This is a genomic window from Bacillus stratosphericus, assembly GCF_020524495.1.
GTDB classification, from domain to species: Bacteria; Bacillota; Bacilli; order Bacillales; family Bacillaceae; genus Bacillus; species Bacillus stratosphericus_B.
Map to the genome: position 1 here is coordinate 98,925 of NZ_JAIVLB010000003.1, position 25,156 is coordinate 124,080.

At 40.6% G+C, this 25,156-nt stretch carries 30 protein-coding genes, 9 tRNA genes and 4 pseudogenes; 35 read left to right on the top strand and 8 right to left on the bottom strand.

All coding sequences use genetic code 11. The features are described 5' to 3' along the window. Nucleotides 1-39 precede the first annotated feature (39 nt). From alr to LC033_RS02155, 12 genes are all read left to right on the top strand, one after another. Nucleotides 40-1,221 (top strand): alanine racemase, encoded by a 1,182-nt coding sequence (gene alr, locus LC033_RS02100; protein WP_226566630.1) that lies wholly within the window; start codon nt 40-42, stop codon nt 1,219-1,221. A 291-nt stretch (nt 1,222-1,512) separates the two neighbouring features. After that, nucleotides 1,513-1,791 (top strand): antitoxin endoai, encoded by a 279-nt coding sequence (locus LC033_RS02105; RefSeq protein WP_226566631.1) that lies wholly within the window; start codon nt 1,513-1,515, stop codon nt 1,789-1,791. A 4-nt stretch (nt 1,792-1,795) separates the two neighbouring features. Further along, the gene (gene ndoA, locus LC033_RS02110; RefSeq protein ID WP_226566632.1) at nt 1,796-2,146 is read left to right on the top strand and encodes a type II toxin-antitoxin system endoribonuclease NdoA; all 351 of its coding nucleotides are present in this window, start codon (nt 1,796-1,798) and stop codon (nt 2,144-2,146) included. Between the two features lie 115 nt (nt 2,147-2,261). Beyond that, nucleotides 2,262-3,137 carry an RsbT co-antagonist protein RsbRA gene (rsbRA, locus tag LC033_RS02115; RefSeq protein WP_264188597.1) on the top strand — a complete coding sequence of 292 codons (876 nt, stop codon included), beginning with the start codon at nt 2,262-2,264 and terminating at the stop codon, nt 3,135-3,137. After that, nucleotides 3,097-3,465 (top strand): RsbT antagonist protein RsbS, encoded by a 369-nt coding sequence (gene rsbS, locus LC033_RS02120; RefSeq protein WP_226566633.1) that lies wholly within the window; start codon nt 3,097-3,099, stop codon nt 3,463-3,465. The genes rsbRA and rsbS overlap by 41 nt, the downstream gene beginning before the upstream one ends. A 2-nt stretch (nt 3,466-3,467) precedes the next feature. Then, a complete protein-coding gene (locus LC033_RS02125; RefSeq protein WP_226566634.1) occupies nt 3,468-3,869 on the top strand; it encodes an anti-sigma regulatory factor in 402 nt (133 codons plus the stop codon). A 10-nt stretch (nt 3,870-3,879) separates the two neighbouring features. Next, nucleotides 3,880-4,887 carry a phosphoserine phosphatase RsbU gene (locus tag LC033_RS02130; RefSeq protein ID WP_226566635.1) on the top strand — a complete coding sequence of 336 codons (1,008 nt, stop codon included), beginning with the start codon at nt 3,880-3,882 and terminating at the stop codon, nt 4,885-4,887. 59 nt (nt 4,888-4,946) lie between these two features. Further along, nucleotides 4,947-5,276 (top strand): anti-sigma factor antagonist, encoded by a 330-nt coding sequence (locus tag LC033_RS02135; RefSeq protein ID WP_226566636.1) that lies wholly within the window; start codon nt 4,947-4,949, stop codon nt 5,274-5,276. Further along, nucleotides 5,273-5,761 carry an anti-sigma B factor RsbW gene (gene rsbW / locus LC033_RS02140; RefSeq protein ID WP_226566637.1) on the top strand — a complete coding sequence of 163 codons (489 nt, stop codon included), beginning with the start codon at nt 5,273-5,275 and terminating at the stop codon, nt 5,759-5,761. The genes LC033_RS02135 and rsbW overlap by 4 nt, the downstream gene beginning before the upstream one ends. Then, complete coding sequence (gene sigB / locus LC033_RS02145; RefSeq protein WP_226566638.1) at nt 5,727-6,515, top strand: RNA polymerase sigma factor SigB; 789 nt, start codon at nt 5,727-5,729, stop codon at nt 6,513-6,515. The genes rsbW and sigB overlap by 35 nt, the downstream gene beginning before the upstream one ends. Next, on the top strand, nt 6,515-7,114 hold the full coding sequence (locus tag LC033_RS02150; protein WP_226566639.1) for a PP2C family serine/threonine-protein phosphatase: 600 nt from the start codon (nt 6,515-6,517) through the stop codon (nt 7,112-7,114). The genes sigB and LC033_RS02150 overlap by 1 nt, the downstream gene beginning before the upstream one ends. Nucleotides 7,115-7,189: 75 nt before the next feature. Next, a complete protein-coding gene (locus LC033_RS02155) occupies nt 7,190-9,349 on the top strand; it encodes a Tex family protein (RefSeq protein ID WP_226566640.1) in 2,160 nt (719 codons plus the stop codon). Nucleotides 9,350-9,368: 19 nt separating this feature from the next. On the opposite strand, the gene cmpA is transcribed toward LC033_RS02155, so the two are convergent. After that, entirely contained in the window at nt 9,369-9,503 is a 135-nt protein-coding gene (gene cmpA, locus LC033_RS02160; RefSeq protein ID WP_008346893.1) for a cortex morphogenetic protein CmpA, read from the bottom strand. 99 nt (nt 9,504-9,602) lie between these two features. Here cmpA and LC033_RS02165 point away from each other — a divergent pair, with 99 nt between their 5' ends. From LC033_RS02165 to LC033_RS02230, 14 genes and pseudogenes are all read left to right on the top strand, one after another. Continuing rightward, a complete protein-coding gene (locus LC033_RS02165) occupies nt 9,603-10,076 on the top strand; it encodes a SprT family protein (RefSeq protein ID WP_226566641.1) in 474 nt (157 codons plus the stop codon). Between the two features lie 260 nt (nt 10,077-10,336). Next, nucleotides 10,337-10,539: pseudogene (locus LC033_RS02170) on the top strand (thiamine pyrophosphate-dependent enzyme); the annotation flags it as partial. A 225-nt stretch (nt 10,540-10,764) separates the two neighbouring features. Further along, nucleotides 10,765-10,839: transfer RNA gene (locus LC033_RS02175), tRNA-Asn, on the top strand. A 4-nt stretch (nt 10,840-10,843) separates the two neighbouring features. Next, a tRNA-Ser gene (locus tag LC033_RS02180) sits at nt 10,844-10,934 on the top strand. 7 nt (nt 10,935-10,941) lie between these two features. Continuing rightward, nucleotides 10,942-11,013: transfer RNA gene (locus LC033_RS02185), tRNA-Glu, on the top strand. Nucleotides 11,014-11,033: 20 nt separating this feature from the next. After that, nucleotides 11,034-11,108: transfer RNA gene (locus LC033_RS02190), tRNA-Gln, on the top strand. A 32-nt stretch (nt 11,109-11,140) separates the two neighbouring features. Then, a tRNA-Lys gene (locus LC033_RS02195) sits at nt 11,141-11,216 on the top strand. A gap of 7 nt (nt 11,217-11,223) precedes the next feature. Continuing rightward, nucleotides 11,224-11,306: transfer RNA gene (locus tag LC033_RS02200), tRNA-Leu, on the top strand. Nucleotides 11,307-11,355: 49 nt separating this feature from the next. Beyond that, nucleotides 11,356-11,439, top strand: a tRNA-Leu gene (locus tag LC033_RS02205). Between the two features lie 292 nt (nt 11,440-11,731). Then, nucleotides 11,732-12,406 carry a response regulator transcription factor gene (locus LC033_RS02210; protein WP_226566642.1) on the top strand — a complete coding sequence of 225 codons (675 nt, stop codon included), beginning with the start codon at nt 11,732-11,734 and terminating at the stop codon, nt 12,404-12,406. After that, nucleotides 12,403-13,782 (top strand): HAMP domain-containing sensor histidine kinase, encoded by a 1,380-nt coding sequence (locus LC033_RS02215; protein ID WP_226566643.1) that lies wholly within the window; start codon nt 12,403-12,405, stop codon nt 13,780-13,782. The genes LC033_RS02210 and LC033_RS02215 overlap by 4 nt, the downstream gene beginning before the upstream one ends. Nucleotides 13,783-13,877: 95 nt before the next feature. Beyond that, complete coding sequence (locus LC033_RS02220) at nt 13,878-14,981, top strand: ABC transporter permease (RefSeq protein WP_226566644.1); 1,104 nt, start codon at nt 13,878-13,880, stop codon at nt 14,979-14,981. Continuing rightward, nucleotides 14,978-15,667, top strand: a complete 690-nt coding sequence (locus LC033_RS02225; RefSeq protein ID WP_226566645.1) for an ABC transporter ATP-binding protein — start codon at nt 14,978-14,980, stop codon at nt 15,665-15,667. Before LC033_RS02220 ends, LC033_RS02225 begins: the two co-directional genes overlap by 4 nt. 258 nt (nt 15,668-15,925) lie before the next feature. Further along, the gene (locus LC033_RS02230) at nt 15,926-16,129 is read left to right on the top strand and encodes a cold-shock protein (protein ID WP_226566646.1); all 204 of its coding nucleotides are present in this window, start codon (nt 15,926-15,928) and stop codon (nt 16,127-16,129) included. A gap of 757 nt (nt 16,130-16,886) precedes the next feature. Here the strand turns inward: LC033_RS02230 and LC033_RS02235 are convergent. Further along, on the bottom strand, nt 16,887-17,249 hold the full coding sequence (locus LC033_RS02235; protein WP_226566647.1) for a hypothetical protein: 363 nt from the start codon (nt 17,247-17,249) through the stop codon (nt 16,887-16,889). Nucleotides 17,250-17,378: 129 nt separating this feature from the next. On the opposite strand from LC033_RS02235, the gene LC033_RS02240 reads away from it, so the two are divergent. Both LC033_RS02240 and LC033_RS02245 read left to right on the top strand, forming a co-directional pair. Next, nucleotides 17,379-17,981: a TetR/AcrR family transcriptional regulator gene (locus tag LC033_RS02240; RefSeq protein WP_226566648.1), complete on the top strand. Its 603-nt coding sequence runs from the start codon at nt 17,379-17,381 to the stop codon at nt 17,979-17,981. 35 nt (nt 17,982-18,016) lie between these two features. Beyond that, nucleotides 18,017-19,216: an MFS transporter gene (locus tag LC033_RS02245; RefSeq protein ID WP_226566649.1), complete on the top strand. Its 1,200-nt coding sequence runs from the start codon at nt 18,017-18,019 to the stop codon at nt 19,214-19,216. On the opposite strand, the gene LC033_RS02250 is transcribed toward LC033_RS02245, so the two are convergent. From LC033_RS02250 to LC033_RS02260, 3 genes are read right to left on the bottom strand one after another with little or no spacing between them, the layout of a single operon-like run. Then, the gene (locus tag LC033_RS02250) at nt 19,176-19,460 is read right to left on the bottom strand and encodes a GNAT family N-acetyltransferase (RefSeq protein ID WP_226566650.1); all 285 of its coding nucleotides are present in this window, start codon (nt 19,458-19,460) and stop codon (nt 19,176-19,178) included. The two genes, LC033_RS02245 and LC033_RS02250, sit on opposite strands and share 41 nt — an antisense overlap. Next, a complete protein-coding gene (locus LC033_RS02255) occupies nt 19,448-19,630 on the bottom strand; it encodes a GNAT family protein (protein ID WP_226566651.1) in 183 nt (60 codons plus the stop codon). The genes LC033_RS02250 and LC033_RS02255 overlap by 13 nt, the downstream gene beginning before the upstream one ends. Continuing rightward, nucleotides 19,627-20,022 (bottom strand): VOC family protein, encoded by a 396-nt coding sequence (locus tag LC033_RS02260; RefSeq protein ID WP_226566652.1) that lies wholly within the window; start codon nt 20,020-20,022, stop codon nt 19,627-19,629. Before LC033_RS02260 ends, LC033_RS02255 begins: the two co-directional genes overlap by 4 nt. A gap of 165 nt (nt 20,023-20,187) precedes the next feature. Between LC033_RS02260 and LC033_RS02265 the strand changes: the two genes are divergently transcribed. The 3 genes from LC033_RS02265 (at nt 20,188) to LC033_RS02275 (ending at nt 21,448) form a co-directional block, all read left to right on the top strand. Next, nucleotides 20,188-20,370 carry a hypothetical protein gene (locus tag LC033_RS02265; RefSeq protein WP_226566653.1) on the top strand — a complete coding sequence of 61 codons (183 nt, stop codon included), beginning with the start codon at nt 20,188-20,190 and terminating at the stop codon, nt 20,368-20,370. A gap of 236 nt (nt 20,371-20,606) precedes the next feature. Beyond that, entirely contained in the window at nt 20,607-21,155 is a 549-nt protein-coding gene (locus tag LC033_RS02270) for a dihydrofolate reductase family protein (protein ID WP_226566654.1), read from the top strand. 80 nt (nt 21,156-21,235) lie between these two features. Continuing rightward, complete coding sequence (locus LC033_RS02275) at nt 21,236-21,448, top strand: hypothetical protein (RefSeq protein ID WP_226566667.1); 213 nt, start codon at nt 21,236-21,238, stop codon at nt 21,446-21,448. On the opposite strand, the gene LC033_RS02280 is transcribed toward LC033_RS02275, so the two are convergent. Then, nucleotides 21,392-21,712, bottom strand: coding sequence for a branched-chain amino acid transport AzlD family protein (locus LC033_RS02280; RefSeq protein ID WP_226566655.1), 321 nt, complete (start codon nt 21,710-21,712; stop codon nt 21,392-21,394). The genes LC033_RS02275 and LC033_RS02280 overlap by 57 nt on opposite strands. Beyond that, complete coding sequence (locus tag LC033_RS02285; RefSeq protein ID WP_226566656.1) at nt 21,709-22,434, bottom strand: AzlC family ABC transporter permease; 726 nt, start codon at nt 22,432-22,434, stop codon at nt 21,709-21,711. The genes LC033_RS02280 and LC033_RS02285 overlap by 4 nt, the downstream gene beginning before the upstream one ends. Before the next feature lie 139 nt (nt 22,435-22,573). Here LC033_RS02285 and LC033_RS17130 point away from each other — a divergent pair. Beyond that, a pseudogene (locus tag LC033_RS17130) lies at nt 22,574-22,832 on the top strand (hypothetical protein); the annotation flags it as partial. 70 nt (nt 22,833-22,902) lie between these two features. Continuing rightward, nucleotides 22,903-23,917 (top strand): annotated as a pseudogene (locus tag LC033_RS02290) (S66 family peptidase). Between the two features lie 183 nt (nt 23,918-24,100). Here LC033_RS02290 and LC033_RS02295 read toward each other — a convergent pair. Beyond that, a pseudogene (locus LC033_RS02295) lies at nt 24,101-24,445 on the bottom strand (cation:dicarboxylate symporter family transporter); the annotation flags it as partial. A gap of 369 nt (nt 24,446-24,814) precedes the next feature. Between LC033_RS02295 and LC033_RS02300 the strand changes: the two are divergent. Beyond that, a tRNA-Arg gene (locus LC033_RS02300) sits at nt 24,815-24,891 on the top strand. Nucleotides 24,892-24,900: 9 nt separating this feature from the next. Continuing rightward, nucleotides 24,901-24,974 (top strand) — tRNA-Gly (locus tag LC033_RS02305). Nucleotides 24,975-25,156: the final 182 nt, after the last annotated feature.

Genomic DNA, 25,156 nt, shown 5'->3' on the forward strand with positions numbered 1-25,156 from the left:
AATGAAGGGATTGAATCATTCAATAGGGAAGTGTGACTGATGGACACAAATGCCTTTTATAGAGACACATGGGCAGAAATTGACTTAACAGCAATTAAGCATAATGTTTCACATATGAAAGACCATATCGGTCAAAAAGTTCAATTAATGGCTGTTGTGAAAGCCAATGCATATGGACATGGTGATATAGAAGTGGCAAGAGCTGCCCTCAGAACAGGTGCAGACTTGTTAGCCGTAGCCTTTTTAGATGAGGCCATTTCTTTAAGAAATAGAGGCATCAAAGCACCAATTCTTGTGCTCGGTGCAGTGCCGCCAGAGTATGTCAAAGTCGCCGTCAGATACAATGTGATCATAACCGCTTACTCCATCTATTGGCTGAGGGAAGTCGTCAAAGTAGTGAAAGAGCATATTGGACAACCTATTCGTTTCCACTTGAAAATTGATAGCGGAATGAATCGTTTAGGTGTTAAAACGTTAGAGCAAGTGAACGAAGTAAAAGAGCTAGCCATCAATCATTCTTATTTACAGCTGGAAGGTGTATTTACTCACTTTGCGACAGCGGATGAAAAGGATGAGGACTACTTTGATATGCAGGTAGACACCTTTAAAACATTGCTTCAGCCGCTTCATACGGACAAACTGCTCGTTCATTGTGCCAACAGTGCAGCGGGATTGCGGTTCAAAGAAGTCTTGTTTAATATGGTTCGGTTTGGGATCAGTATGTACGGGCTGTCACCGTCAGAGGAAATCAAAGATGAATTGCCTTTTAAACTGGAAGAAGCATTGTCTCTTCATACGAAGCTGGCGAATGTGAAGCTCATTCAAAAGGGTGAAAGTGTCAGCTATGGAGCGACCTATACAGCCAATCAGGATACATGGATTGGCACGGTTCCAGTTGGTTATGCAGACGGCTGGATCCGAAAGCTGGCGGGAACGGAAGTGCTAGTTGGTGGAAAGCGCCGGAAGATCGCCGGAAGGATATGTATGGATCAATTCATGGTTGAATTGAAAGAGGATGCTCCAGCAGGTGAGCCAGTTGTTCTTATTGGTGCACAAGGCGGAGAAAAGGTATCAGTTGATGAAGTGGCCAAAAGGCTAGATACCATTAATTATGAGGTCACATGCTCTATTGGTCACCGGGTCCCAAGAGTCTATATGGAAGACGGCAAAAGGGTTCATGTGCGCAATCCACTGCTTCAAGGCGGGCCAAGCTTTTTATAAGTGGTTTGTCGGAACGATGTCCAATACTGACATTGTTCTCTTTTATTCTACAGAGAAGGAATAAAGATTCTCCCTTTTTTAGAGATTTTGGAAATACCGTATGATTTTCGGAAAAAAGCGTATAATGGGAAAGAGAACTCCATTATCACCTTGATTTACGGGTGGCCGACTGCTTCATGTTTTAATAAGAAATCATGAAAAAACAGCTTTGCTTGTGCATTGATTAATGGTATGATTAGTCTTGGAATGGATCGAAACGGTATCCGTAAGTTTTGTGGAGGTGTATGTTTTTTGTCTGAATCCAGCGCAAACGAAATGAAGATTAGACTACCGGAGGCTTTAATGTCTGAAATCGAACGAGTAGCAGAGCAGGATAAGGTAACAAGAAATGAATTGATCTACCGAGCGACAAAAACGTATATTCGTGAACGTAATATTCGACAAAATCGTGAATCGATGAGACGCGGCTACATGGAGATGGCGAAAATTAATCTGAATATCTCTTCAGAGGCACAATACGCAGAATTTGAGGCTGAGAATACAGTTGAGCGATTAGTCAGCGGGGGTTAAACATTTGATTGTTAAACGCGGTGATGTTTACTTTGCTGATTTATCTCCTGTTGTTGGCTCTGAGCAGGGCGGGGTTCGCCCAGTATTGGTGATCCAAAATGACATTGGAAATCGCTTTAGCCCGACTGCTATCGTTGCAGCCATAACAGCCCAAATACAAAAAGCGAAATTACCCACTCACGTCGAAATTAATGCAAGGCGCTACGGCTTTGAACGAGATTCTGTCATTCTTTTGGAGCAGATTCGTACGATCGATAAACAAAGATTGACAGATAAAATCACACATCTTGATGATGAAATGATGGAGAAGGTAGATGAAGCCTTACAAGTTAGTTTGGCTCTTATTGATTTTTAATATGATGAGATTTGGTTGCTCTCTTGTGAGCAACTTTTTTTGTGTTCATTTTTTATTAACGCTATAATGAAGAGAGAATAAAAGTAGTGCTTTATAGGAACGTAGGGGGTAAATCATGTCGAATCATATCGTGTTAGCTTTCGCAAGAGAGCATCAAAAGGAATTAGAAAAAGAGTGGACGGACATTTTTAAACGACTCGGACAAGAAGAAACGGACATGATGCTAAACGACAAAATGTACGAAACCATCTCTGCGGAATATGTTCAGCTGATCATTACATCCCTTTCAGATAGGTATGCAGAGGATCTTGAAGAAAACGTGCAAACTCTTGCTTTAAAAATTGTTCAAATGGGTATGTCACTTAAGTTATTGGCAAATGGTCTAACGGAAATCCGAACCAACTTATATCAAAAAATGAACAATGATAAAGACACATCAGAAGAGAGTCATGACCTCATCTGGCAAATTGATCGTTTCATCACACCGATTCATCACGAGATATTGAATCAATATTCCATTTCATGGGAGAAAACTGTGAACCTTCAAAAAATTGCGCTGCAGGAACTTTCTGCACCGCTGATCCCGGTATTTGAGCACATCACCGTCATGCCACTAGTTGGAACAATTGATACAGAACGTGCGAAAAAAATTATGGAGAACCTGTTAAATGGTGTCGTGAAACATCGTTCACAGGTTGTCTTGATTGATATTACGGGTGTCCCTGTCGTTGATACTATGGTCGCACACCATATCATTCAAGCGTCCGAGGCTGTGAGATTAGTAGGTGCGAAGTGCTTGTTGGTCGGGATTCGTCCAGAAATCGCCCAAACCATCGTCAACCTCGGAATTGATTTATCTCAGGTTACAACAAAGAATACCCTTCAAAAAGGAATTCAAACGGCTTTAGAAATGACAAATCGAAAAATTGTTTCATTGGAGGGATCACCTAGTGAGAAATCACCCGAAGATTCCGATCTTAAAACTATATAACTGTCTTCTGGTTTCAATACAGTGGGAGCTTGATGACCAAACAGCTCTTCACTTTCAAGAAGACTTGCTGAACAAAATCCACGAAACAGGAGCAAATGGTGTTGTCATTGACCTAACGTCTGTTGATATGATTGATTCATTTATTGCAAAAGTATTAGGGGATGTCATCACGATGTCCAAGCTCATGGGGGCAAAGGTTGTATTAACAGGAATACAACCTGCAGTCGCTGTAACGCTCATAGAACTTGGTATATCGCTGGAAGAAATTCAGACAGCACTAGATCTTGAACAAGGGCTTGAGACACTGAAGCGGGAATTGGGGGAATAGATATGAAAGACCAATCCTGTGTAAAAATATTGACGGAATGGGACATAGTCGCCGCAAGACAATTAGGGCGAAATGTTGCAAAAGAGCTTGGTTTTGGAACAGTTGATCAAGCAAGAATTACGACGGTCATTTCAGAATTAGCTCGAAACATCTATTTATACGCTGGTAAGGGTCAGGTTTGTATAGAAGAAGTGATGGAGCGTGGAAAGCATGGACTCAAAGTCACCGCAGCCGATGAGGGGCCTGGCATTATAGATATACGCAAGGTCATGGAAGACGGATTTTCTACATCAGGCGGTCTCGGAGCAGGTCTTCCGGGAGTCAAAAGGCTGATGGATGATTTTACATTAGATTCTGCACCAGAACAAGGAACGGAGATACAAGCTGTCAAGTGGCTTCGCTAGGAGGGAAACTATGGACTTTAAGGAGGTAATGGAGCAGCGATATCATCAGCTGCTCAGTCGTTATATCAGTGATTTAACTGAAACATCGCTTTATCAAGCTCAAAAATTCAGCCGAAAAACCATTGAGCATCAAATACCTCCTGAAGAAATAGTGAGTGTTCACCGAAAAGTGATTCAGGAACTTTACCCTGATTTGCCGAAAGATGTCTTTCATTCACTAGACTTCTTAATTGAAGTCATGATCGGGTACGGACTAGCCTATCAAGAACATTTAACACTTAGAGGTATCCAGCAAGAAATAAAATCAGAAATTGAAATTGCTGCAAATGTTCAGCAAACCCTTCTGGAAACGAAAATTCCAGAAGGAGACACATTTGATCTCGGTGCAATTAGTGTGCCGGCCAAACAGATGAGTGGAGACTATTACCACTTTGTTGCTGATCACGATACGATCAATATCGCGATCGCAGATGTCATTGGAAAGGGAATTCCGGCTGCGCTCTGTATGTCGATGATTAAATATGCGATGGATTCCTTGCCTGAGTCAGGAAGCGGTCCAACAAAAGTGCTGAAAACCCTTAATCGTGTTGTCGAGCAAAACGTAGACCCAAGTATGTTTATCACCATGTTCTATGGCAGTTATAATACAGAAACGCATGAATTTAAATATGCATCGGCTGGTCATGAGCCGGGCTTTTTCTATTGCAAAAAAGAGAATCAACTTTACGATTTAAATGCGAAAGGACTTGTCCTTGGAATCGCACCAGAATTTGATTACAGGCAGTATGAGAAGCATTTGGACGTAGGAGATATGGTCATCTTATTCTCTGATGGTGTAACAGAATCCAAGTCAGAGGACGGCTTCTTAGATCGGGAAGATATCAAAGCGCTCATATCAGAGCACCTATCCTACTCAGCTCAGGAAATGGTGGATGCCATCTATGCGAGCTTACTCAAACTGCAAGACTTTCAGCTTCACGATGACTTTACTTTACTTGTTCTCAAAAGAAAAGTTTAGAAACTGAATATGCGGGTATGTAAAACTTTAGGAAACAAGAATTTCGAGGTGAATGCATAATGAATATGTCTGTAAAAGAGCATCAAATAGATCATAGGGCAAGAATTAGTGTCAGCGGGGAAATCGATGTGTACTCTGCTCCTGAGCTAAGAGAAACGCTTATGCCTAAAGCAGAGCAAGGGGAGCATCTTGAAATCTGTTTGAAGGATGTTTCTTATATGGATAGTACAGGTTTAGGTGTATTTGTTGGGCTGTTCAAAGCGGCTCAAAAAGCAGGTGGAACATTGAAGCTTAAGAACTTGTCGGAACGGCTGATAAGGTTGTTTGAAATTACTGGATTAAAGGACATTATTGACATTTCTGCAAAGTCAGAGGGTGGGGTACAATGAACGAATCAGTAGATCTAATCGAGATGAAAATACCGGCGAAACCAGAATACGTAGGCATCATTCGTCTGACCCTTTCAGGCGTAGCAAGCCGAATGGGTTATGCCTATGAAGAGATTGAGGACTTAAAAATTGCCGTCAGTGAGGCCTGTACAAATGCAGTTCAGCATGCCTACAAAGATGAAAATGGCGAGGATGGAGAGGTAGCAGTTCGCTTTCTTGTCTATGAGGATCGTATAGAAATCATTGTCGCTGATAAAGGCGGTAGCTTTGACTTTAAACAAAAGAAGGAAGACCTAGGGCCGTACACATCTGCTCATACGGTGGATCAATTGGCAGAAGGAGGTCTTGGTTTATATTTAATGCAAACATTAATGGATGAAGTCGAGGTGCAAGCAAACTCGGGAGTTACCGTGGTAATGACAAAGTTTTTAAACAGGGAGCGAGTTGACCATGACGCAACCATCCAAAACTATGAAACTAACTAAAGATGAAGTGGATCGCCTCATCCAAAGCTATCAAACCAATCAAGACGAGCAGGCGCAGCTTACGCTTGTCAAATGCTACACAAACCTCGTTGATATGCTGGCAAAGAAATATTCTAAAGGGAAAAGCTTTCATGAGGACCTTAGGCAAGTTGGAATGATTGGTTTACTCGGCGCAATTAAGCGATACGACCCGCTTGTCGGTAAATCATTTGAAGCCTTTGCGATTCCAACCATTATCGGGGAAATCAAACGCTTTCTACGTGACAAGACATGGAGTGTCCATGTACCAAGGCGGATTAAAGAGCTTGGACCGAGAATCAAAATGGCAGTCGATCATCTGACAACAGAAACACAAAAGTCACCTAAAGTACAAGAAATTGCAGATTATCTAGATGTGACAGAAGAAGAAGTACTTGAAACTATCGAGATGGGCAAAAGCTATCAAGCACTGTCTGTTGACCAAGGTGTAGAGGCTGATTCTGAAGGAAGTACCGTCACCATTTTAGACGTCGTCGGCTCACAGGAAGAAGGCTACGAACGCGTGAACCAAAAAATGATGCTTGAGAGTGTGCTTCATGTTCTGACTGATAGAGAAAAAGAGATTATCAACCTCACTTATCTGCAAAATAAAAGTCAGAAAGAAACAGGCGATTTACTCGGCATATCCCAAATGCATGTATCGAGACTGCAGCGGAAGGCAGTTAAAAAGTTACGAGATGCATTATCAGAAGATGCGTCTATGGAGCTAGGGTAATGAAGCAGATTGAAAAGCAGGAGCATGTGAATACTATAATCTATCAATCGAATAAAGAAGGGAAATCATGCTGCGGGGACAGTTTTTTTATTAAAGCAGATGATGCAGAACTAATTTGTGCTGTAGCAGACGGATTAGGCAGCGGCCAGTTCGCCAATGAATCATCTTCTTTAGTCAGCGAAATTGTCGAAGAATATGGACATGAGGATGTGACGACCCTCATCGACAGATGCAATCAGGCCATGAAAAATAAACGCGGGGCCACTGTTGCCATATTAAAGGTGAATTTTTTCCAGCAGCAATTTACCTATTGTTCGGTTGGTAATATCCGATTTATCTTGAATGCACCTTCTGGCGACTATATTTATCCACTTCCGACATCAGGATACTTATCAGGTAAACCTAGAAAATATAAAATATACACCTATTCCTACGAAAAAGGATCGACATTCATTATGTATTCAGACGGACTGAATGTGCCAAACATGCGAATGTGTTTAAAGCATAGCCATTCAGTGACAGACATCGCACAACAACTTGAAACGTATACACAAGAAAAGAAGGACGATCTCACCTATGTACTTGGTCAGCTCATATGAAATAGCTGACCTTTTTCTATTTTGCCGGTTTTTTTGATACACTAAAAGAGAAGACACAGTGAGAGGATGCAAAGAATGAAGACATCTGACTTTTTATTGAAACAAATTGCGACAGAATTAAAGCTTTCAACAAAACAAATTGAAAGTGTGATCCAGTTATTAGAGGATGGCAACACCGTCCCGTTTATTGCACGCTACCGGAAAGAGCAGACAGGTTCACTGGACGAGGTGCAAATTCAAACTATTTCCGAACGCTATACATATATTCAAAATGTCACGAACCGAAAAGAAGAAGTCATTCGCTTAATCGGTGACCAAGACAAATTGACCGATGAATTAAAACTGAAGATCGAACAAGCGCATAAACTGCAGGAGGTCGAAGATTTATATAGACCATTCAAACAAAAGCGCAAAACCAAGGCAAATGTAGCCAAAGCAAAAGGGCTAGAGCCGTTAGCAGAATATTTGCTCAAGTTGCCGCAGGATGATATACGAAAGAAAGCGGCTGCATTTATAAGCGAAGAAAAAGAAGTGACAAGTGTAGAAGAAGCACTTGAGGGCGCTCAGCATATCATTGCTGAACAGCTGGCAGATGATCCTGATATGCGCAAATGGATTCGCAGTGAAACCTACCAAAAGGGCAATCTTGTGACTTCAGGAAAAGACGTTGAAAACGATGAGAAAAACGTCTATGAAATGTATTATGACTATCAAGAGCCGATCAAAAAGATAGTGCCCCATCGTATACTTGCGGTCAACCGAGGAGAAAAAGAAGGAATCTTAAAAGCAACGATTGCACCACCTGCTGAAAATATTCGTTTCTACCTCGACAAACAAGTCATAAAGGCTAAGCAAACGACAGCGAGACCGTATATTGAAGCGGCAATTGATGATGCATATAAACGCCTCATTCAGCCTTCGATTGAACGTGAAATACGAAAAGAGCTTACAGAAAAAGCAGAGGAGCAAGCCATTCATATTTTCGCTGAAAACTTAAGAAAGCTGCTGCTTCAGCCACCAATGAAAGGGAAACGCGTACTAGGAGTGGATCCTGCATTTCGAACAGGCTGTAAGTTAGCAGTCGTTGATGATACAGGAAAAGTCCATCATATTGGCGTGATTTACCCGCATCCACCCGTACAGAACAAAGCGGAAGCCAAACAAAAAGTAAAAGAAATGATTCAATCATCAAACATTGAAGTCATTGCGATCGGAAACGGAACAGCCTCAAGAGAGACGGAACAATTCATCGCAGACCTGATTCAAGAGCTGGATCAGCCGGTGTCCTATTTGATCGTGAATGAAGCAGGGGCAAGTGTATACTCTGCGTCTGCGCTAGCGAGAGAAGAGTTTCCAGACCTGCAAGTAGAAGAAAGAAGTGCCATTTCAATCGCGAGAAGATTACAAGACCCTTTAGCTGAGCTTGTGAAAATTGATCCGAAATCTGTCGGGGTGGGCCAATACCAGCACGATGTTAGTCAAAAGCAATTAAACAGCTCGTTAACCTTCGTTGTGGAGATGGTCGTAAACCAAGTCGGTGTGAACGTCAATACAGCTTCACAGGCGCTGCTGCAATATGTATCAGGCCTTTCAAAAGCCGTAGCAGGAAATATTGTAAAGCGCCGCGAAGAAATTGGCAGATTCACAAGCAGAAAAGAGCTGAAAGATACTCCAAGACTTGGCGCTAAGACATATGAGCAGTGTATTGGCTTTTTGCGCATTGCAGACGGAAAAGATCCGCTTGATCGCACAGGCATTCACCCTGAAAGCTATAAAGAAACAAAACAGCTCTTACATATGATCAAGATGACGCCAGAGGATCTTGGAACAGAACAATTAAAAGAGAAAATCGCTGAGGTGAAGCTGGACGAAGCAGCAGAGCAGCTTCAAATTGGTTCAATTACACTTCAGGATATCATAGATCAGCTGACAAGGCCTGAGCGTGATCCGCGGGATGAAGTACCAAAACCGCTTTTAAAAACAGATGTATTGAAAATGGAGGACTTGAACCAAGGGATGGAGCTTCAAGGAACGGTGAGAAACGTCGTGGACTTCGGAGCATTTGTTGATATTGGCGTGAAGCAGGATGGACTTGTCCATATTTCAAAACTAAGCAACCGTTTTGTGAAGCATCCCCTTGACGTTGTGTCAGTCGGTGACATTGTAACCGTTTGGGTCGACTCCGTTGACCCAGCAAAAGGCCGCGTTGCCCTTTCCATGCTGAAACCAGAGTAAACAAAAAACGAGGCGCACCTTAGGATGGGGTGTGCCTTGATGTGACTGAATGTTTTTTTCTATAGAAGTACCAGCATTGATTCAGCAATTTGATTTGGTAATGATTTTTTTCATAAAATGCCTTCTGCATCTGATTTTTCAGCCAGTTGGGCATCGCCCATTCCTCCTTTGATCGAAACAGTGGATGTACCTTCAATGTATGCAAAGGGGAAATTGTCCCGTTCGATGTTTTTACAGAAAGGAACGATCTTGATTGAACCACTCGGAATTGCAACAGTTAACAGAGCAAATATCTCAGCAGTTTTTCGGAGAAAAGTTTCGCCACAAGGCTGTTTTTAATGATCATTTAAAAACGACAGGTGGGAGATATTTACTTGGTACACATGACATTGAGCTGAATCGTCGGTATTTAGAGGAGTATGGAAAAGATGAATTGATTGGTATCATTAAGCACGAGCTGTGTCATTATCACCTTCATATTGAGGGAAAGGGATATCAGCATCGTGATCGTGAGTTTAAAGAGTTATTGCAACAGGTAGGAGCCCCGCGCTTTTGTACACCGTTAAGAGACTTACAAAACAAGCGACGTGTGCAGAAACGACATGACTACGTTTGTACAGGATGCGGCCAACATTTTATAAGGAAAAGACGGTTTGATACCTCTCGCTATATGTGCGGCGTCTGCAAAGGGAAATTGAAGTGGCATCGTACGATCGATTCAGTATGATAAGCATTCCGCTATGGGGATGCTTTTTTATGTCCAATTAAATGAAACATCGTCATATATGTAGGAGAGGAAGTAGACATATTGAGACAAAGAGAGACACAAGTCACATTTTGTCGCTTTTTTAAACGGTTTGAATCGTCTAAAGCCGAAGTTTCAATATGTCATGATGTTGGCACGTTTTTTGCTTGTAAAGGAAGTGCAAGCAAAAAAGGAAAGAAAGTTTTACACCATGGAAGTTGCATGATAAAAAAGCAGTATGGATGTATCAAAATGCAGGAGATCCGAACATTTGAAGATCAAGTACACACGCTTTTTACAAAAGAAATTTGCCAGGGTTCTTTATGCTGATGAAGAAACTGTCACTATAGGAGTCTGCGCCCATCTGAATGAAAAAGACAGTATCACAAGTACACACTGTGTTCACGGGCATTGTATAGCTAAAGGCTGTGATCTAAAAGGAATGAAATTTATGGGAAAGCCCATCAAGGAGGCCCTGGTCTCCCATTAAGAGGTCGAGGTCTTTCTTTCTTCCATATAAACAGAAAACAAAAAGGAAGGGGAAAAGGCTTGACTGTTATATAAGTATATGTTAAATTATAAAAGCCGTCGCAAATGGAGCAGGAATGAAACGCTTAAAAATTCTTGACACATTTTTCTGGCATAGATATAATGAAACATGCCTTATCATTCCGCAGTAGCTCAGTGGTAGAGCTATCGGCTGTTAACCGATCGGTCGTAGGTTCGAGTCCTACCTGCGGAGCCATAATGGAGAAGTACTCAAGTGGCTGAAGAGGCGCCCCTGCTAAGGGTGTAGGTCGCGCAAGCGGCGCGAGGGTTCAAATCCCTCCTTCTCCGCCATTTATCTGGCCCGTTGGTCAAGCGGTTAAGACACCGCCCTTTCACGGCGGTAACACGGGTTCGAATCCCGTACGGGTCATGTTTTGTTTTTTGATTCGTTGGGCTATAGCCAAGCGGTAAGGCAACGGACTTTGACTCCGTCATGCGTTGGTTCGAATCCAGCTAGCCCAGCCATTTTATATATGTTTTTCTGCTGCATAGCAGATGAGCCATTAGCTCAGTTGGTAGAGCATCTGACTTTTAATCAGAGGGTCGAAGGTTCGAGTCCTTCATGGCTCACCATTGTCACGCGGGTGTGGCGGAATTGGCAGACGCGCTAGACTTAGGATCTAGTGTCTTTATGACGTGGGGGTTCAAGTCCCTTCACCCGCATTGTTTTTTTCAAACAGTGCACTTATTGATATATAAGCACATCATACATGCGGTCGTGGCGGAATGGCAGACGCGCTAGGTTGAGGGCCTAGTGGGTGAATAACCCGTGGAGGTTCAAGTCCTCTCGGCCGCATCAATGATACCAAGGGTTGTAGACCTTTGGTATATTTTGTGTGTTCTTTTTCTTCACTCGATTTATCGTTTATTTTTGTTTTTGGGTAAAGAATGGATATGTTGTTGATGGCTTTCTTGAAACACGAAAAATGAAGGTGTGTTTTTTATAAAATAAAGACATACTTACATTAAATTGATATCTTTATTTACCTAATAACCGAGTTTTACTCTCTAAAAGCTAAGGGCTATGATAGTAAGTGAACAAGCACCAATGAGCTAGAGAAAATGATATGATTGATAGGAGTCTTCTCATGTTGAATATACTGATTGTTGATGATGATCGACACATTCTTGAATTACTGACACATAGCCTACAGGTAGAAGGCTATCGAGTCTTTGAGGCTTTAGATGGCGAGGAAGCTTCTTTGATTTTGGCAAAAAAACAAGTTCATTTAGCTATAGTTGACGTTATGATGCCTCATAAGAATGGTCTGCAACTGTGTGAGGAAATCAGGAAGTACTATGACTTTCCTGTTATTTTACTTACAGCAAAAGACCAGCTAGTTGATAAGGAAAAAGGGTTTTCTGCCGGTGCAGATGACTACCTGACCAAACCTTTCGAGCCAAAAGAATTAATATTTCGTATAAAAGCACTGCTACGACGATATAAAATGGTGAATTCAGAAAAGATCCATCTCAATAATACTGTTATAAATCGAAAAAGCTATGAAGTGCATTGTCACAACAAATTACTATTGCTACCTATGAAGGAGTTTGAATTATTGTCTCAGCTTGCAAGCTACCCAGGTCGCATTTTTACACGGGAAGAATTAATCTATTTGGTTTGGGGAACGGATTTTGAAGGAGATGATCGAACAGTAGATGTTCATATCAAAAGGCTGCGAAGCCGTTTTTCTGCTACAGATGACTTTCATATTAAAACCATTCGGGGCGTTGGCTATAAGTTGGAGGTGGGGAAAAAGTGAGATCACTCTATTTGAAGATTGTTATGACCACAGTTGTTGTCATGGTTTTCAGTAGTGCAGTCGCTTTTCTCATCTCCAATGCCTATTATCAGTACAGTCTGAAACCCTACAATGATAAAAAATTAACCCGTATGGCTGAAGAGGTTAAAACCTTTTATGAAAGTAGCTCAATGGATGATTTAGATGACTATTTAACAAATATCGGTGAATTGGGCTATCAAATTTATTTAGTTGATGAGCAAGGGAAGGGCATTTTTTTTGGTGGTTCATTCAGAAATAAAGAGTTAAGTCATCAGGTCGTTGAATCGGTTTTAGATGGTCATGTCTATCATGGAATTTCTCAGTTTTCTTCAAAAGGTTTGTTCACTGGCTTTTTTGATAACGCACTTGTCAATACGATCGGAGTTCCAGTGACGGGTAAGGGGAATAACTATGCCTTATTTTTCCGTCCTAATACGGAGCTTCAATTTGGAGAATTACGAATCTTTTTTGCTTTGATTCTTTTTTTGACCGTTCTTCTCAGTATTCTGACTGTGTTGGTTAGCACCCGTTATCTTGTAAAGCCTATTGTTACACTAACTCAAGCTACAAAACAAATTGCTAAAGGAAAATATAATATTCAATTAAACGTAAAATTACGTGATGAAATTGGGGAATTAGCCAATCACTTTACAAAAATGGCAAACAATCTAGAGCAACTGGACCTGATGCGCCAGGAATTCGTTTCTAATGTTTCCCATGAAATACAATCACCACTCGCTTCTATTCAGGGATTCTCACAAACGTTGCAATCTAAGGAACTATCTGAAGACAAGCGTCAGCATTACTTATCCATTATAGAAAATGAGAGCCGGCGGTTGTCCCAAATGAGTAAACAATTGCTAACACTCGCTTCCTTAGATAAAGAAAAAGAAATATTAAATCAACATACCTTTGATGTTGCGACTCAGATAAAACAAGTGTTATTTATGACTGAATGGAGCTGGCGTGAAAAAGACTTAACTGTGGAACTGGACCTTACTTCTGCACCGATTTATGCGGATGAGCAACTGCTCCATCAAGTTTGGACCAACTTGCTTGTGAACAGCATCAAATTCACTGAAAAAGGTGGGGCGATTTTCATAAATCTGTCGAAAAGAGAAAATGGCTATTGCATTCAGTTCAAGGATACAGGGATTGGTATCTCGAAAAATGATTTACCTCATATATTCACACGTTTCTATAAAGCAGATAAAGCTAGGAGCCGTAAAGAAGCTAGTAGTGGCTTAGGACTTGCAATTACCAAGAAAATTATTGAGCTGCATGATGGACAAATAGATGTTGAAAGCCAATTAGGAAAAGGAACAATTTTCCATATATACCTCCCTAAAAAGTAATGTAATTTCTCGTTCATGTGCTGTTCATATTCCCAATCTATATTTATCTCATGCAAAAAAACTGTAAGGACATATGATGATAGGAGGAATAGACAGTGTTTCTTGCTTTACGAGAACTTAAATATGCGAAATTACGCTATTTTCTAATTGGATTAATTATGGTGCTCATCGCTTGGCTTGTTCTTTTTGTTTCTGGACTTGCAAAAGGACTATCTGCTGATAATGCTTCTTCAATTCAAAAGATGGATACAGACTATTTTGTGATTCAAAAAGAAGCAGATCATCGCTTGGTTCGTTCAATACTGTCTGAGGACAAGCTGAAAGACATCCGGCACTTGACCAACAATGAATCAGCTTCACCTTTAGGCGTATACATGACGACATTTACGCAGAAAGAGTCTTCTAAAAAGATTGATACCACATTCTTTGCCATAGATATGAAAGGATTTTTGGCACCTGATGTTGTTGAGGGCCGGATGATGAACAACAAGGCCACAAATGAAATCATTGTAGATCGTTCGCTAAAAGAAGAGGGATTGAAATTGGGGGACTATATAAAAGAGCAGTCCTCAGGTAAAATGTTTGAGATTGTGGGGTTTTCAAAAGGAGAATCATTTAGCCACACACCTGTGATTCACATCAATTTTAAAGAGTGGGGAGACATCAATCGATATTCTTCTAATAAAGAATTATCTTTTAACGCAATTGCTTTAAAGATCAGTCAAGATGTCGCTGAGCAAATTGATAAGGATGTAACCGGAGTTGATGTAATTGATAAAAGCCAGGCTCTAAAAGGGATTCCGGGTTATTCTGAGGAACAAGGCTCGTTGATCATGATGATTGTTTTTCTATTTATCATTGCTGCTTTTGTGTTAGCCGTTTTCTTCTATGTGATGACTATACAGAAAATCAATCAATTTGGGGTATTAAAGGCTATGGGAGCAACAACCGGTTATTTAGCACGTAATATTTTTTTCCAAGTTGTATTGTTAACATGTATAAGTCTTGTGATTAGTATTTCACTAACATATGGAGTGGCTGCTATTTTACCACCCGGCATGCCGTTTGATCTTACACCACAATTGGTTTTAGGTTCCTCAAGTCTTTTTCTGGCTGTTTCAGTGATAGGATCATTCATATCTCTATATAAAGTTACGAAAATTGATGCGATTGAAGCGATTGGAAGTGCTGGACAATGAGTCATAAATTGATACTGGATCATGTTGATAAAGTTTTTGGTGATGGTGATTTAACTGTAAAAGTTCTAGATCAAGTGTCTTTAGAAGTGAAAGCGGGAGAATTCGTTGCTGTTGTGGGGCCATCTGGGTCTGGTAAAAGTACGCTACTCTCGATTGCTGGTGCGCTGCTATCTCCAACGAGAGGCCGTATTATCATTGATGGAAAGGATATCAGTCAGCTACCAGAAAAAAAAATGAATCGCATTAGATTAGACAAAATTGGCTTTGTATTTCAGTCATCGAATTTAATTCCGTATTTAACCGTCCGTGACCAACTTTTGCTTATTCCGAAGCTAGCGGGACATGATAAAAGAAAAGCGGAACAAAGAGCGATTGCCCTTTTAGAAAAGCTTGAATTGACCCATCGTATGGATAGTTATCCACAAAGTTTATCAGGGGGAGAACGTCAACGTACGGCCATTGCTCGGGCTTGGATGAACGAACCAGAGATCATTCTGGCTGATGAGCCAACTGCCAGCCTTGACTCAGAGCGCGGTCGTACAATTGTAAAAATGCTAGCAGATGAAGTGAAAATCAGAGAAAAAGCTGCTGTCATGGTGACTCATGATGAAAGAATGTTAGATTTATGTGACCGTGTTGTCATGATGGAAGATGGCCAGCTTTCGGAAATACCAAAAAAAGGATAAGGAAGATAACCGAATCTCTTACAGGGGTTTCGGTTTTTTTCATCAGCTACGAAGAGCTAAAACAGGAACAGAGAGGTATGAACAATACGCTATATAAATGAATATATTTTGCAATTATTTCCGATCCATGCTATAATGAAAAGTAATTATTTTTGTTCGGCGTAAGGGATAGTATGAAGATCGACTTTTCGTCTTGAGGGTACTTTGGGCAAGGATAGTATAATACATTGTGTGGTAACGCACGAGGAGGCAACAATCATGGAACAAGGTACAGTAAAATGGTTTAACGCAGAAAAAGGTTTTGGCTTTATCGAACGTGAAGAAGGAGACGATGTATTCGTACATTTCTCTGCTATCCAAGGTGACGGCTTCAAATCTTTAGACGAAGGTCAAAAAGTAACATTTGACGTGGAGCAGGGCTCTCGTGGAGCTCAAGCGGCTAACGTTCAAAAAGTAGCTTAATCTACTTCCCTTAAAACAGGTTCTCTATGGAGAGCCTGTTTTTTTTTGCAATAAAAAACCCTACTCAGCGTACAAGTAGGGAGATGGTACAAGGAAAAAAATTCATGCTTCAAAGGTTTGTGTTTAGTATAACATACTAGATTGACAATATGAGGAATTTATATAAATTATTTCATTTTCTTTTTGTGAAAGCTTAAAATGTGTCATGAATTAAGCTTGAATAAGGAGTTATCCACATGGTAAAAGGATTTTTATTTATTTTTCTACGCTCGTCATGGCAATTGTTGTTGACTGCAACAAATGGGAGCAACTAAAACACTTTTTCATTAGGTGTTTTTTTCATGAACCCTTTGATAAAACAAAGAATCACATACCCAGTAGATGAGACTGCTCATGATGATGACAGGAACGGATTCCGGACTCCCTACTCCATCAAAGACAAAGAACATGACAACCCAACCGTTGCAATAAGTAAATAAGAAGCTAAATTGAGAGGATGAAAGGCCTTTAGTTTCAAAGAAAACAACAACTGCAAAGGAACCGCAAACACAAAATAACAAACAAAAAAGATTGGGATGTAAAATACCAAAAAGGCGGGATGACCCTGAATCGGTGGATATAAGACGACAAATAAGCCAAGTAAAATGGAACTGATACATAGCGTGATTAGGATTTTATGAAAAGGTTGAATCGAGCTCAATATGTATACTCCCTTTTGAGAAATTTTACTATATTTTATCATTAATTGGTTAATTTTTCAATGAGCAAATGGCAAAGGTGTCATGGTGACATTAAATGACTGAATGGCATCGGTTCGCTTTATTACGAAGACGGACACGATAACAACTGATTCCTTCAAATCACTTGAGCAAGGATTTTTGGAGAAGTGCCCTTTTTTTATAACGAACCGACTCAAACACATACCGCTGACAGTGAATTTGATGCTTCGACAATAAAAGAACTTCCACAAGTGAATATCTATACGGCTATCAAAATAATTATAAATTTCTGTATGATGATGCAGCGGTGAAAGAGAGAGGTATTGTCGTTGCCGCACCCGGATCATAAAAAAATGAACAAGTCTTTTTTTGGTCCTGTCACAAAGTCCGTTTTGTTTCAATTGATCCACTCCTTATGAAGATGACTTTTTCATTGTATTATAAGCGATATCATTTTATAATAAAAAAACCAACTGGTCGGTTTTGCTTTATCTTATTGGAGAAATGCAGGGTAGAAGGGGTTGTTACACATGACAAGTACGAAAAGTGGGGCTGGAAAGAGTGAGAAGACGAAGCAAAAAATTGTCACCACTTCACGTGATTTATTTGCAAAAAAAGGATATTCAGAAACATCCGTGCGAGATATTTTAGAGGCTGCTGAGATTAGTAAAGGCAACCTTTATCATCATTTTAAAGGAAAAGAGTTTTTGTTCCTTCATATCATGGAAGAGGATCATCGCTTCATGATAGAGAAATGGCATGAGGAGAAACAAACGATTCATCGAGCCATAGATAAGCTGGAAGGGTTTGCAGAGCTGCTGAGTCAAATGGCGATTAACTATCCTTTAATGAGAGCCAGTGAGGAATTTTGTGCAAGTGCATTTTCATCAGATGAAGTGATGGAACGGATGAACAAGATTGATGTCGACTTTGATGATGTAATGAGGGACATCTTACTTGAAGGAAACGAAGACGGCAGCTGGTCGATCGAGCATGTTGAGTCCAAAGTGAAAATATTACTTTCCGTTTTTTACGGATTAGATGTGTTGTATAAAAATGACACGATGAAGCAGAAAAAAGAATTACAAAAAGAGGCGATCTCATTGTTTATTCACGGAGTCAACCAATCATGAGTAATAAGTGAGTCAGTAAAGGAGAAATAAACATCATGCAAAAACCGATTCGTGAGCAAAAAGCTGTACTCGTTATTTTATTAAGTAATATATTTATTGCGTTTTTAGGCATCGGTCTGATCATTCCAGTCATGCCGCTCTTTATGAATGTCATGCATTTAACGGGCAGTACGATGGGATATCTTGTGGCGGCGTTTGCCGTTGCGCAGCTCATCGCATCACCTATTACAGGGAGATGGGTAGACCGCTATGGAAGAAAAATTATGATTGTGTCAGGGCTGTTTTTATTCGCATTATCAGAACTTGTTTTTGGCTTAGGGACACACGTGTACGTTCTTTATTTTGCAAGGGTTCTTGGCGGCATTAGTGCAGCGTTTATCATGCCGGCTGTCACCGCTTATGTTGCAGATATCACGACTGTTCAAGAAAGATCAAAGGCAATGGGTTATGTATCCGCGGCTATTAGTACCGGTTTTATCATCGGACCGGGAATTGGCGGGTTTATTGCAGAATATGGCGTTCGCCTGCCATTCTTCTTTGCAGCAGGGATTGCATTTATTGCCGTCATTTCGTCTATGTTTATGCTGAAGGAACCATTAACAAAAGAAGAGCGAGAGAAACAAATGGATCAAGTAAAGGAATCGACCTTCTTTAAAGACTTGAAAAAATCGATCCATCCAAGCTATCTCATCGCCTTTATCATTGTGTTTGTCCTTGCGTTTGGACTCTCTGCATATGAAACGGTCTTCAGCTTGTTTACAAATCATAAGTTTGGATTTGGTCCGAAGGATATTGCGATCATCATTACCGTTAGTTCAATTGTAGCAGTCATCATCCAGGTGCTCGTGTTTGGTAAAATGGTGAATGCTCTTGGGGAGAAACGAGTCATTCAGCTATGCTTAATTGTCGGAGCGGTCCTCGCTTTTGTTTCAACTGTCGTGTCAGGCTTTATGGTTGTGCTTATCGTCACATGTATCATTTTCCTAGCCTTTGATTTATTGCGTCCGGCATTAACGACATTCTTATCAAAAATTGCTGGCAATCAGCAAGGATTTGTCGCAGGAATGAACTCCACCTACACAAGCCTTGGTACGATTTTCGGCCCAGCGCTTGGCGGAATATTATTTGATCAAAATATTCATTTCCCATTTCTATTCGCAGGTGTGGTCTTATTCCTTGGGTTAGGTTTAACCTTTATTTGGAAGGGAAAAGTGACAGAAGAGGCAGCACAATAGATGAAGAATCAGATATAAAAAAGCACCGACGAAGAGACTTTTCAGTTGAGGTCTCTTTCTTTTTTAAGAGTTCTAATGTGTCAAAGGCGAATGCTTGAACCAACCGAACAGCCTCAGTGCCATAGCCTTTTTGAAAGTGCTCTGGACCATGCAGCGCAATGCGAAAGCTTGCCATATGGTTAATTGGATCAATGTCCACAATCGCCGCATCCTCGATCATTTCTTTCGTGTCTAGCAAGGACAAATAGCAAAGTCTCGTCTACTGTCATCTTGAAGAAAGCGGGTATAGGCTGAACGAATGTCATTTAGTGTGAACGATTTGCGAGTTCCAGTCATGGTTTCTTCATGCTGATACCCCTTCTGAATACCAGGAAAATCTTGCTCTTCAATCGGTCTCAAAAATAATCGAGTCATCGCTGATCAGCCTCCTCTATATATCGGGAGATTTCAATTAAATTCATATCAGGATCACGGATATAAATGGATTCAATCAGACCTAATGCACCAGACCGCCTGACCGGACCTTCTTCAATTGGAACAACCTGCTTTCGAAGGTGCAGCAATAAATCGTCCATATCTAAGTCGGTGATAAAACATAAATCAGCAGATCCAGGCAGGGAATGAGCAGCTTTTGGTTCAAATTCATGACCGGCTTCATGAAGGTTGATCTTTTGTAAACCAAAACGAAGAGCTTTACGGCCTTCTCCAAAAGTCTCTTCTTTCATCCCTAATACGTTTGTATAAAAGCCAATGGTTTCCTCCATATGTTGAACAGTCAACACGATATGATCAAGTCGTCGTATCATCAGTCTCTCCTCCAAGTATGATCATTAATTGAACTGTTTCTATTATATCATCACCTGAAGAGGATACCTTAATTGATCACCGTTTTATAAATCTACGAACATTTCTTTTAGCGTAGCACTCTCTCATAACTCCATCCATTTTTTTGATAGAAATGACGATTGGCTATGGACCAGCTTGGCGGGTTGTATGTTGAAGCTTTTCTTGATATGCTTTCGTTTTTGAACAAAACCATCGGTTATTTGAAAGAGAATCAATCAGTGCTGACGTTATTTATGAAACCCAACGGTCCAACGCCCAATCAAGTTAAAGCATTTATAAGAAAAAATCATGAAAGAATGGCAGCTTGACCAGTGTCATATTACGGAGAATGAACAGATTGATTCCTCTTTTGTCGTTGGGGTACTAGAGGAATTCATGAAGGCTTGACAGTCGATGCCGAGAAGCTTGCACACAAATTGTACGAGCTTCTCGTCAAGGTGAACACGAATCATAAGAAGTGTGAAAAAAATGTATCCTTTCTCTTTCCTTTCTGCTACAATAAAATAGAATATATGTTCTTATTTAGAGGTGGGGAGTGAAGGGATTGAGTGAGAAAAGAAAATTGCTTTTTTATGGGGCGATGAGTATCGATGGATATTTAGCGAGAGAGGATCACCGTCTTGATTGGCTAATAGGAACGGAGGGCGAAGAGGAAACGAGATATGATGACTTTTATGCGTCAGTCGATACGCTTATTATGGGGCGTAAGACGTATGAGCAGGTTCTTAAGCTTTCACCTGATGAATTTCCTTATGAAGAAAAGACATGCTATATCGTTTCACGGACTTTACAAGACAGTCATAAAGGAACACACATCATTTGCGAAGATCTCTTATCATTTGTCACAAGCTTAAAAAATGAAAAAGGCAGACATATCTGGATTGTAGGAGGCGGGGAAGTGCTTCAGCCTTTATTAAAAGCCAGGTTGGTCGATGAACTTTTCCTTCAAATCGCACCTGTCATGATTGGAAAAGGAATTCCTCTTTTTCCTCCAACGGAACAGGAAGTTAGATTTTCATTACAAAAAGTACATCAATACGAGCAGATTGCTGAAATGCATTTTGTCTTAAAAGAAGATCGAAAAGACCACTGAATCTAAGTGGTCTCAGCTTGAAACAAAGCCTACAAGCTTTTTGTATTATAAAGGTAATAATACCATTATAAGAGATGAACATGTTATCGAAACTTGAAGAAGGAAGAAGAAATCAATTAGAAGTAGTGGCTTTAGATGAATTAGTACCTGAAGATCATCTTGTGGGAAAAATTGATCAAGTGATCGATTTTGTCTACGGTCTGAAGCTTAACCGCATACGGTTAAGCACTTTCTTTTTAGAAAAACCATCTGGCAGTGCCCATCAGCATGACTCCAACCAGAACAGTGATTGACAAGCTTTTTGTCCAAATAGCGATCAGCACGGTTGGAACCAAGACAGCAAGATACATCCAGTGAACGGTGACACCTGTTGTTGTATGTATGAAAAGATGCTCTGCAATCAAAGCGGTGAATATACAAATCGGAATAAAGGATAACCATTTTAGTACCACTTCAGGCAGCTGAATACTCCGTACAAATAAAAATGGAACGACCCTTGGAATGACGGTCACAATCATACAACCAAGAATCAGCCATATCATAAAACTGCTGATCATTTATCTGTCACCACCCCAATGGTTGCGACAATCACGGTGGCTAACAGAACAGCTACGTGTGAATGAACAAAATGAAGCAGTACAAACATCGCAACCACCATATACAAAACAAGCGACAAGCGATGAGTTAACTTATTTTTTGGAACTGTTTGCAATGACAGGATCAACAGCGCAGCAAACATAGCGGATAAAGCAAAATCAAGACCAAGCGCCTCTGGGTTTGAGATCCAATGTCCAAAAATACCCCCAAGTGTACAGGCAGCAATCCAGCACAAATAAGCCGTTACGTTCAGGCCATGCATCCACCGGTTGTTCAGCTTTCCTTGATGCGCTAATTTATTCATCGCCACGCCAAAGGATTCGTCTGTCAGCAAAAGACCAAACCCGATATTTTGCTTTATAGAGTAGCGTGTAAAATGAGGAGCGAGCGTAAGGCTGAGCAATAAATGCCGCAGATTCACAATAAAGGTGGTGAAAATAATAGCGGAAAGGGGGCTTCCTGTTACAAGTAATGCACAGATGATAAACTGTGAAGCACCTGCGTAAATAAAGATAGATAAGAGCGCAATGTCCCATATACTTAACTGGGCACTAATGCCAACAATCCCAAAGGCAAACCCAATACTCATATAACCGAGCAGGGTTGGCACACAATCTTTCATCCCCTCGAGAAACGGTTCATGTCCCGCACGGGGAATGTGTTTCCTAGCTTCAATATTCAACGACCTCTTCTCCTTTTCTGCGTGAAAACGAATTCAGCATGTCAATACCCATCTACCTTCTATTATATGAAGAAAAAGGGAAATAAAAAAGGATTGAAGTAAACCAGAATTTGTTATAAAATAATCGGAAAATAAAAACATTTCGGGTGACTGCAATGCAGTGGAAGCCTTAGCCGCAAGTATTTGGGGGTATGTACGTTGTTGTAAAATTAACAGAAGCGGTTCCCCCTCCACTTGAACTAATATGGATGAGAGATGCAGTAGAGGAGTCTCTCTTGTGATCATCATTTGGCGATTGGGCTGATCGAAAATTTTCTTTGGATTGTGACCCAGGAAACATCTGCGGAATGAGGGCAGTCATCACGTTCACAACACCTGCCTTTATGGTGCTGTTTGCGTTCTTTCTAAAGGGGCATTTTCTTGACAATAAATAGAATGAGAGTTGAATAGATGATGGAGGGGAATAAGATGATCCAGTATCCGCATTTGCAAAAGGGACAGACGATTGGCGTCACAGCACCTTCCTCTGGTGTACAATCCTCTTTACATGAAATGTTTCAGTTGTCATGCGAGCGGATGAAAAGAAGAGGCTATGAGGTTACATGTGGAGATACGGTATGGCAGCAGGAAAAGGCAAAGTCAGCCTCTGCTATAGAACGAGCAAACGAGCTCCAATACATGATGACATGTGGTGAGATTGACCATATCATCCCGCCATGGGGCGGACAGCTACTTATTGAAGTGCTAGAGCATCTTAATTTTTCAGTGATGCAAAAAAAGTGGATTCTTGGTTACTCTGATACGAGTGCCCTTTTGCTCGCCTTTACATTAAAAACAGGCTTTGCTACAGCGCATGGACCGAACCTTGTAGATCTTCGGGGGGAGGAGCCTGATCAGGTGACGGCTATGTGGGAACAAATACTTTGCTTCAGAGAAGACGGGCATTACTCAATTTTCTTATATGTATCAAAAGGAATGGCAGCATGACAATCCAAGTAAACATGTCTTTCATTTAACCGAGCCAACCGCATGGCGTACTGTTGATCAACTAGAGGTGACGGCGAAAGGAAGACTGATGGGCGGCTGTATTGATGTGATACGCCACTTAGCAGGAACGCCTTTTGGAGATGTAAAAGCCTTTCAAGAAACATTTCTGAAAGGTGAACCAATTCTTTGGTACTTCGAAAACTGCGCATTAAATGCTGCGAGCATGAAGAGATCTCTTGTACAATTAAAACTAGCAGGTTGGTTTGATCATTGATCTGGGATCATGTTCGGTCGAAGCGCAGTAGATGTTCCTGTAGAAGGATATGAATATACGGATCTATATGAAGAATTACACAAGGAATTACGAATCCCGGTTTTTTACGATATTGATTGTGGACACGTTCCGCCGCAAATGACCCTCATCAACGGGGCCTATGCAGAAGTGCAGATACAACAAGAAGGAACAGCGATGCTGAAGCAAACATTTTTACCATAAGATAAGGAAAGGGCGGACCCTTTCCTTAGAATAGAAACCATTACACCCCTTTTGTTTCCTGTTCGTGTCATATCCAAAATTCTGTCAACACCAGCGATAATGGCGACACCTTCTGCACTTGTGGTGGAAAAGGCAACTATGAACAAATCTCAAATCATTTTTAATACTCAACGACTTTCTGTGTAATTCCCCTATGTCTTTCTTAGCTACATTAAAAAAATCAACTCCACGCCAGGCTTTAAAACATTAGCCAATAGACCGATCATCCCAAGAACGATGGTCGTGATGATCTCAAACCAAATGATTGTCTTTAATCCAAGGCTGACCCTTTTCTTCATCCCGCCACTTCCAGCTGCCACCAATAACAATAGTAGAGAAAACGATAGGAACAACAATCATTTTAATCCATCTGATGAAGCCATCACCAATTGGCCGCAGTGTCATTCCGAAGTCAGGGAAGAAGTTGCCGATAAGAGCCCCTATTACCAAAGATCGATCATGATTTTGAAAAGCGATGAACTTTTTCATCATCTCCTACCTTCTTTAAATGATTGGTAAATATTTTAATTTTCCAATAAATAAAAAATTCTAGGTGACCATGTTTTGTCATCCTTTTAATTTAGAAAGATCTTATTTGAGAATCATTAGAAATATGAAAAAAGGAAAAGAAAATGGGTTATCGCATCCTTATTTATCTAAGAAAAGATTACTTCTAAAAAAGTATCAAACTTTTTTAGAAAAATGTATTGACCTTTTTATATGATCCGTGGTATATTTTTATTCGTCGCTGATGACGCATTTGGAACACTGCTGTCCAAACGCATGCGACAAACAAATCCCAAAAAGATATTGACTTAATAAAAATGATATGTTAAGATTATTAAGTCGCCTGATTAAGCGCCCGTAGCTCAATTGGATAGAGCGTTTGACTACGGATCAAAAGGTTAGGGGTTCGACTCCTCTCGGGCGCGCCAATAAATCATGCGGGTGTAGTTTAGTGGTAAAACCTCAGCCTTCCAAGCTGATGTCGTGAGTTCGATTCTCATCACCCGCTCCATTTGAAAAATGATCTTTGAAAACTAAACAAGACAAAACGTACCTGTTAATTCGAGTTATTATAAAAAAATCCTATGATACTTCATAGGTAGTCAGTCAAACTGACGAAAAACAGAACTTCGGTTTTGTTCTTTTTCGGAGAGTTTGATCCTGGCTCAGGACGAACGCTGGCGGCGTGCCTAA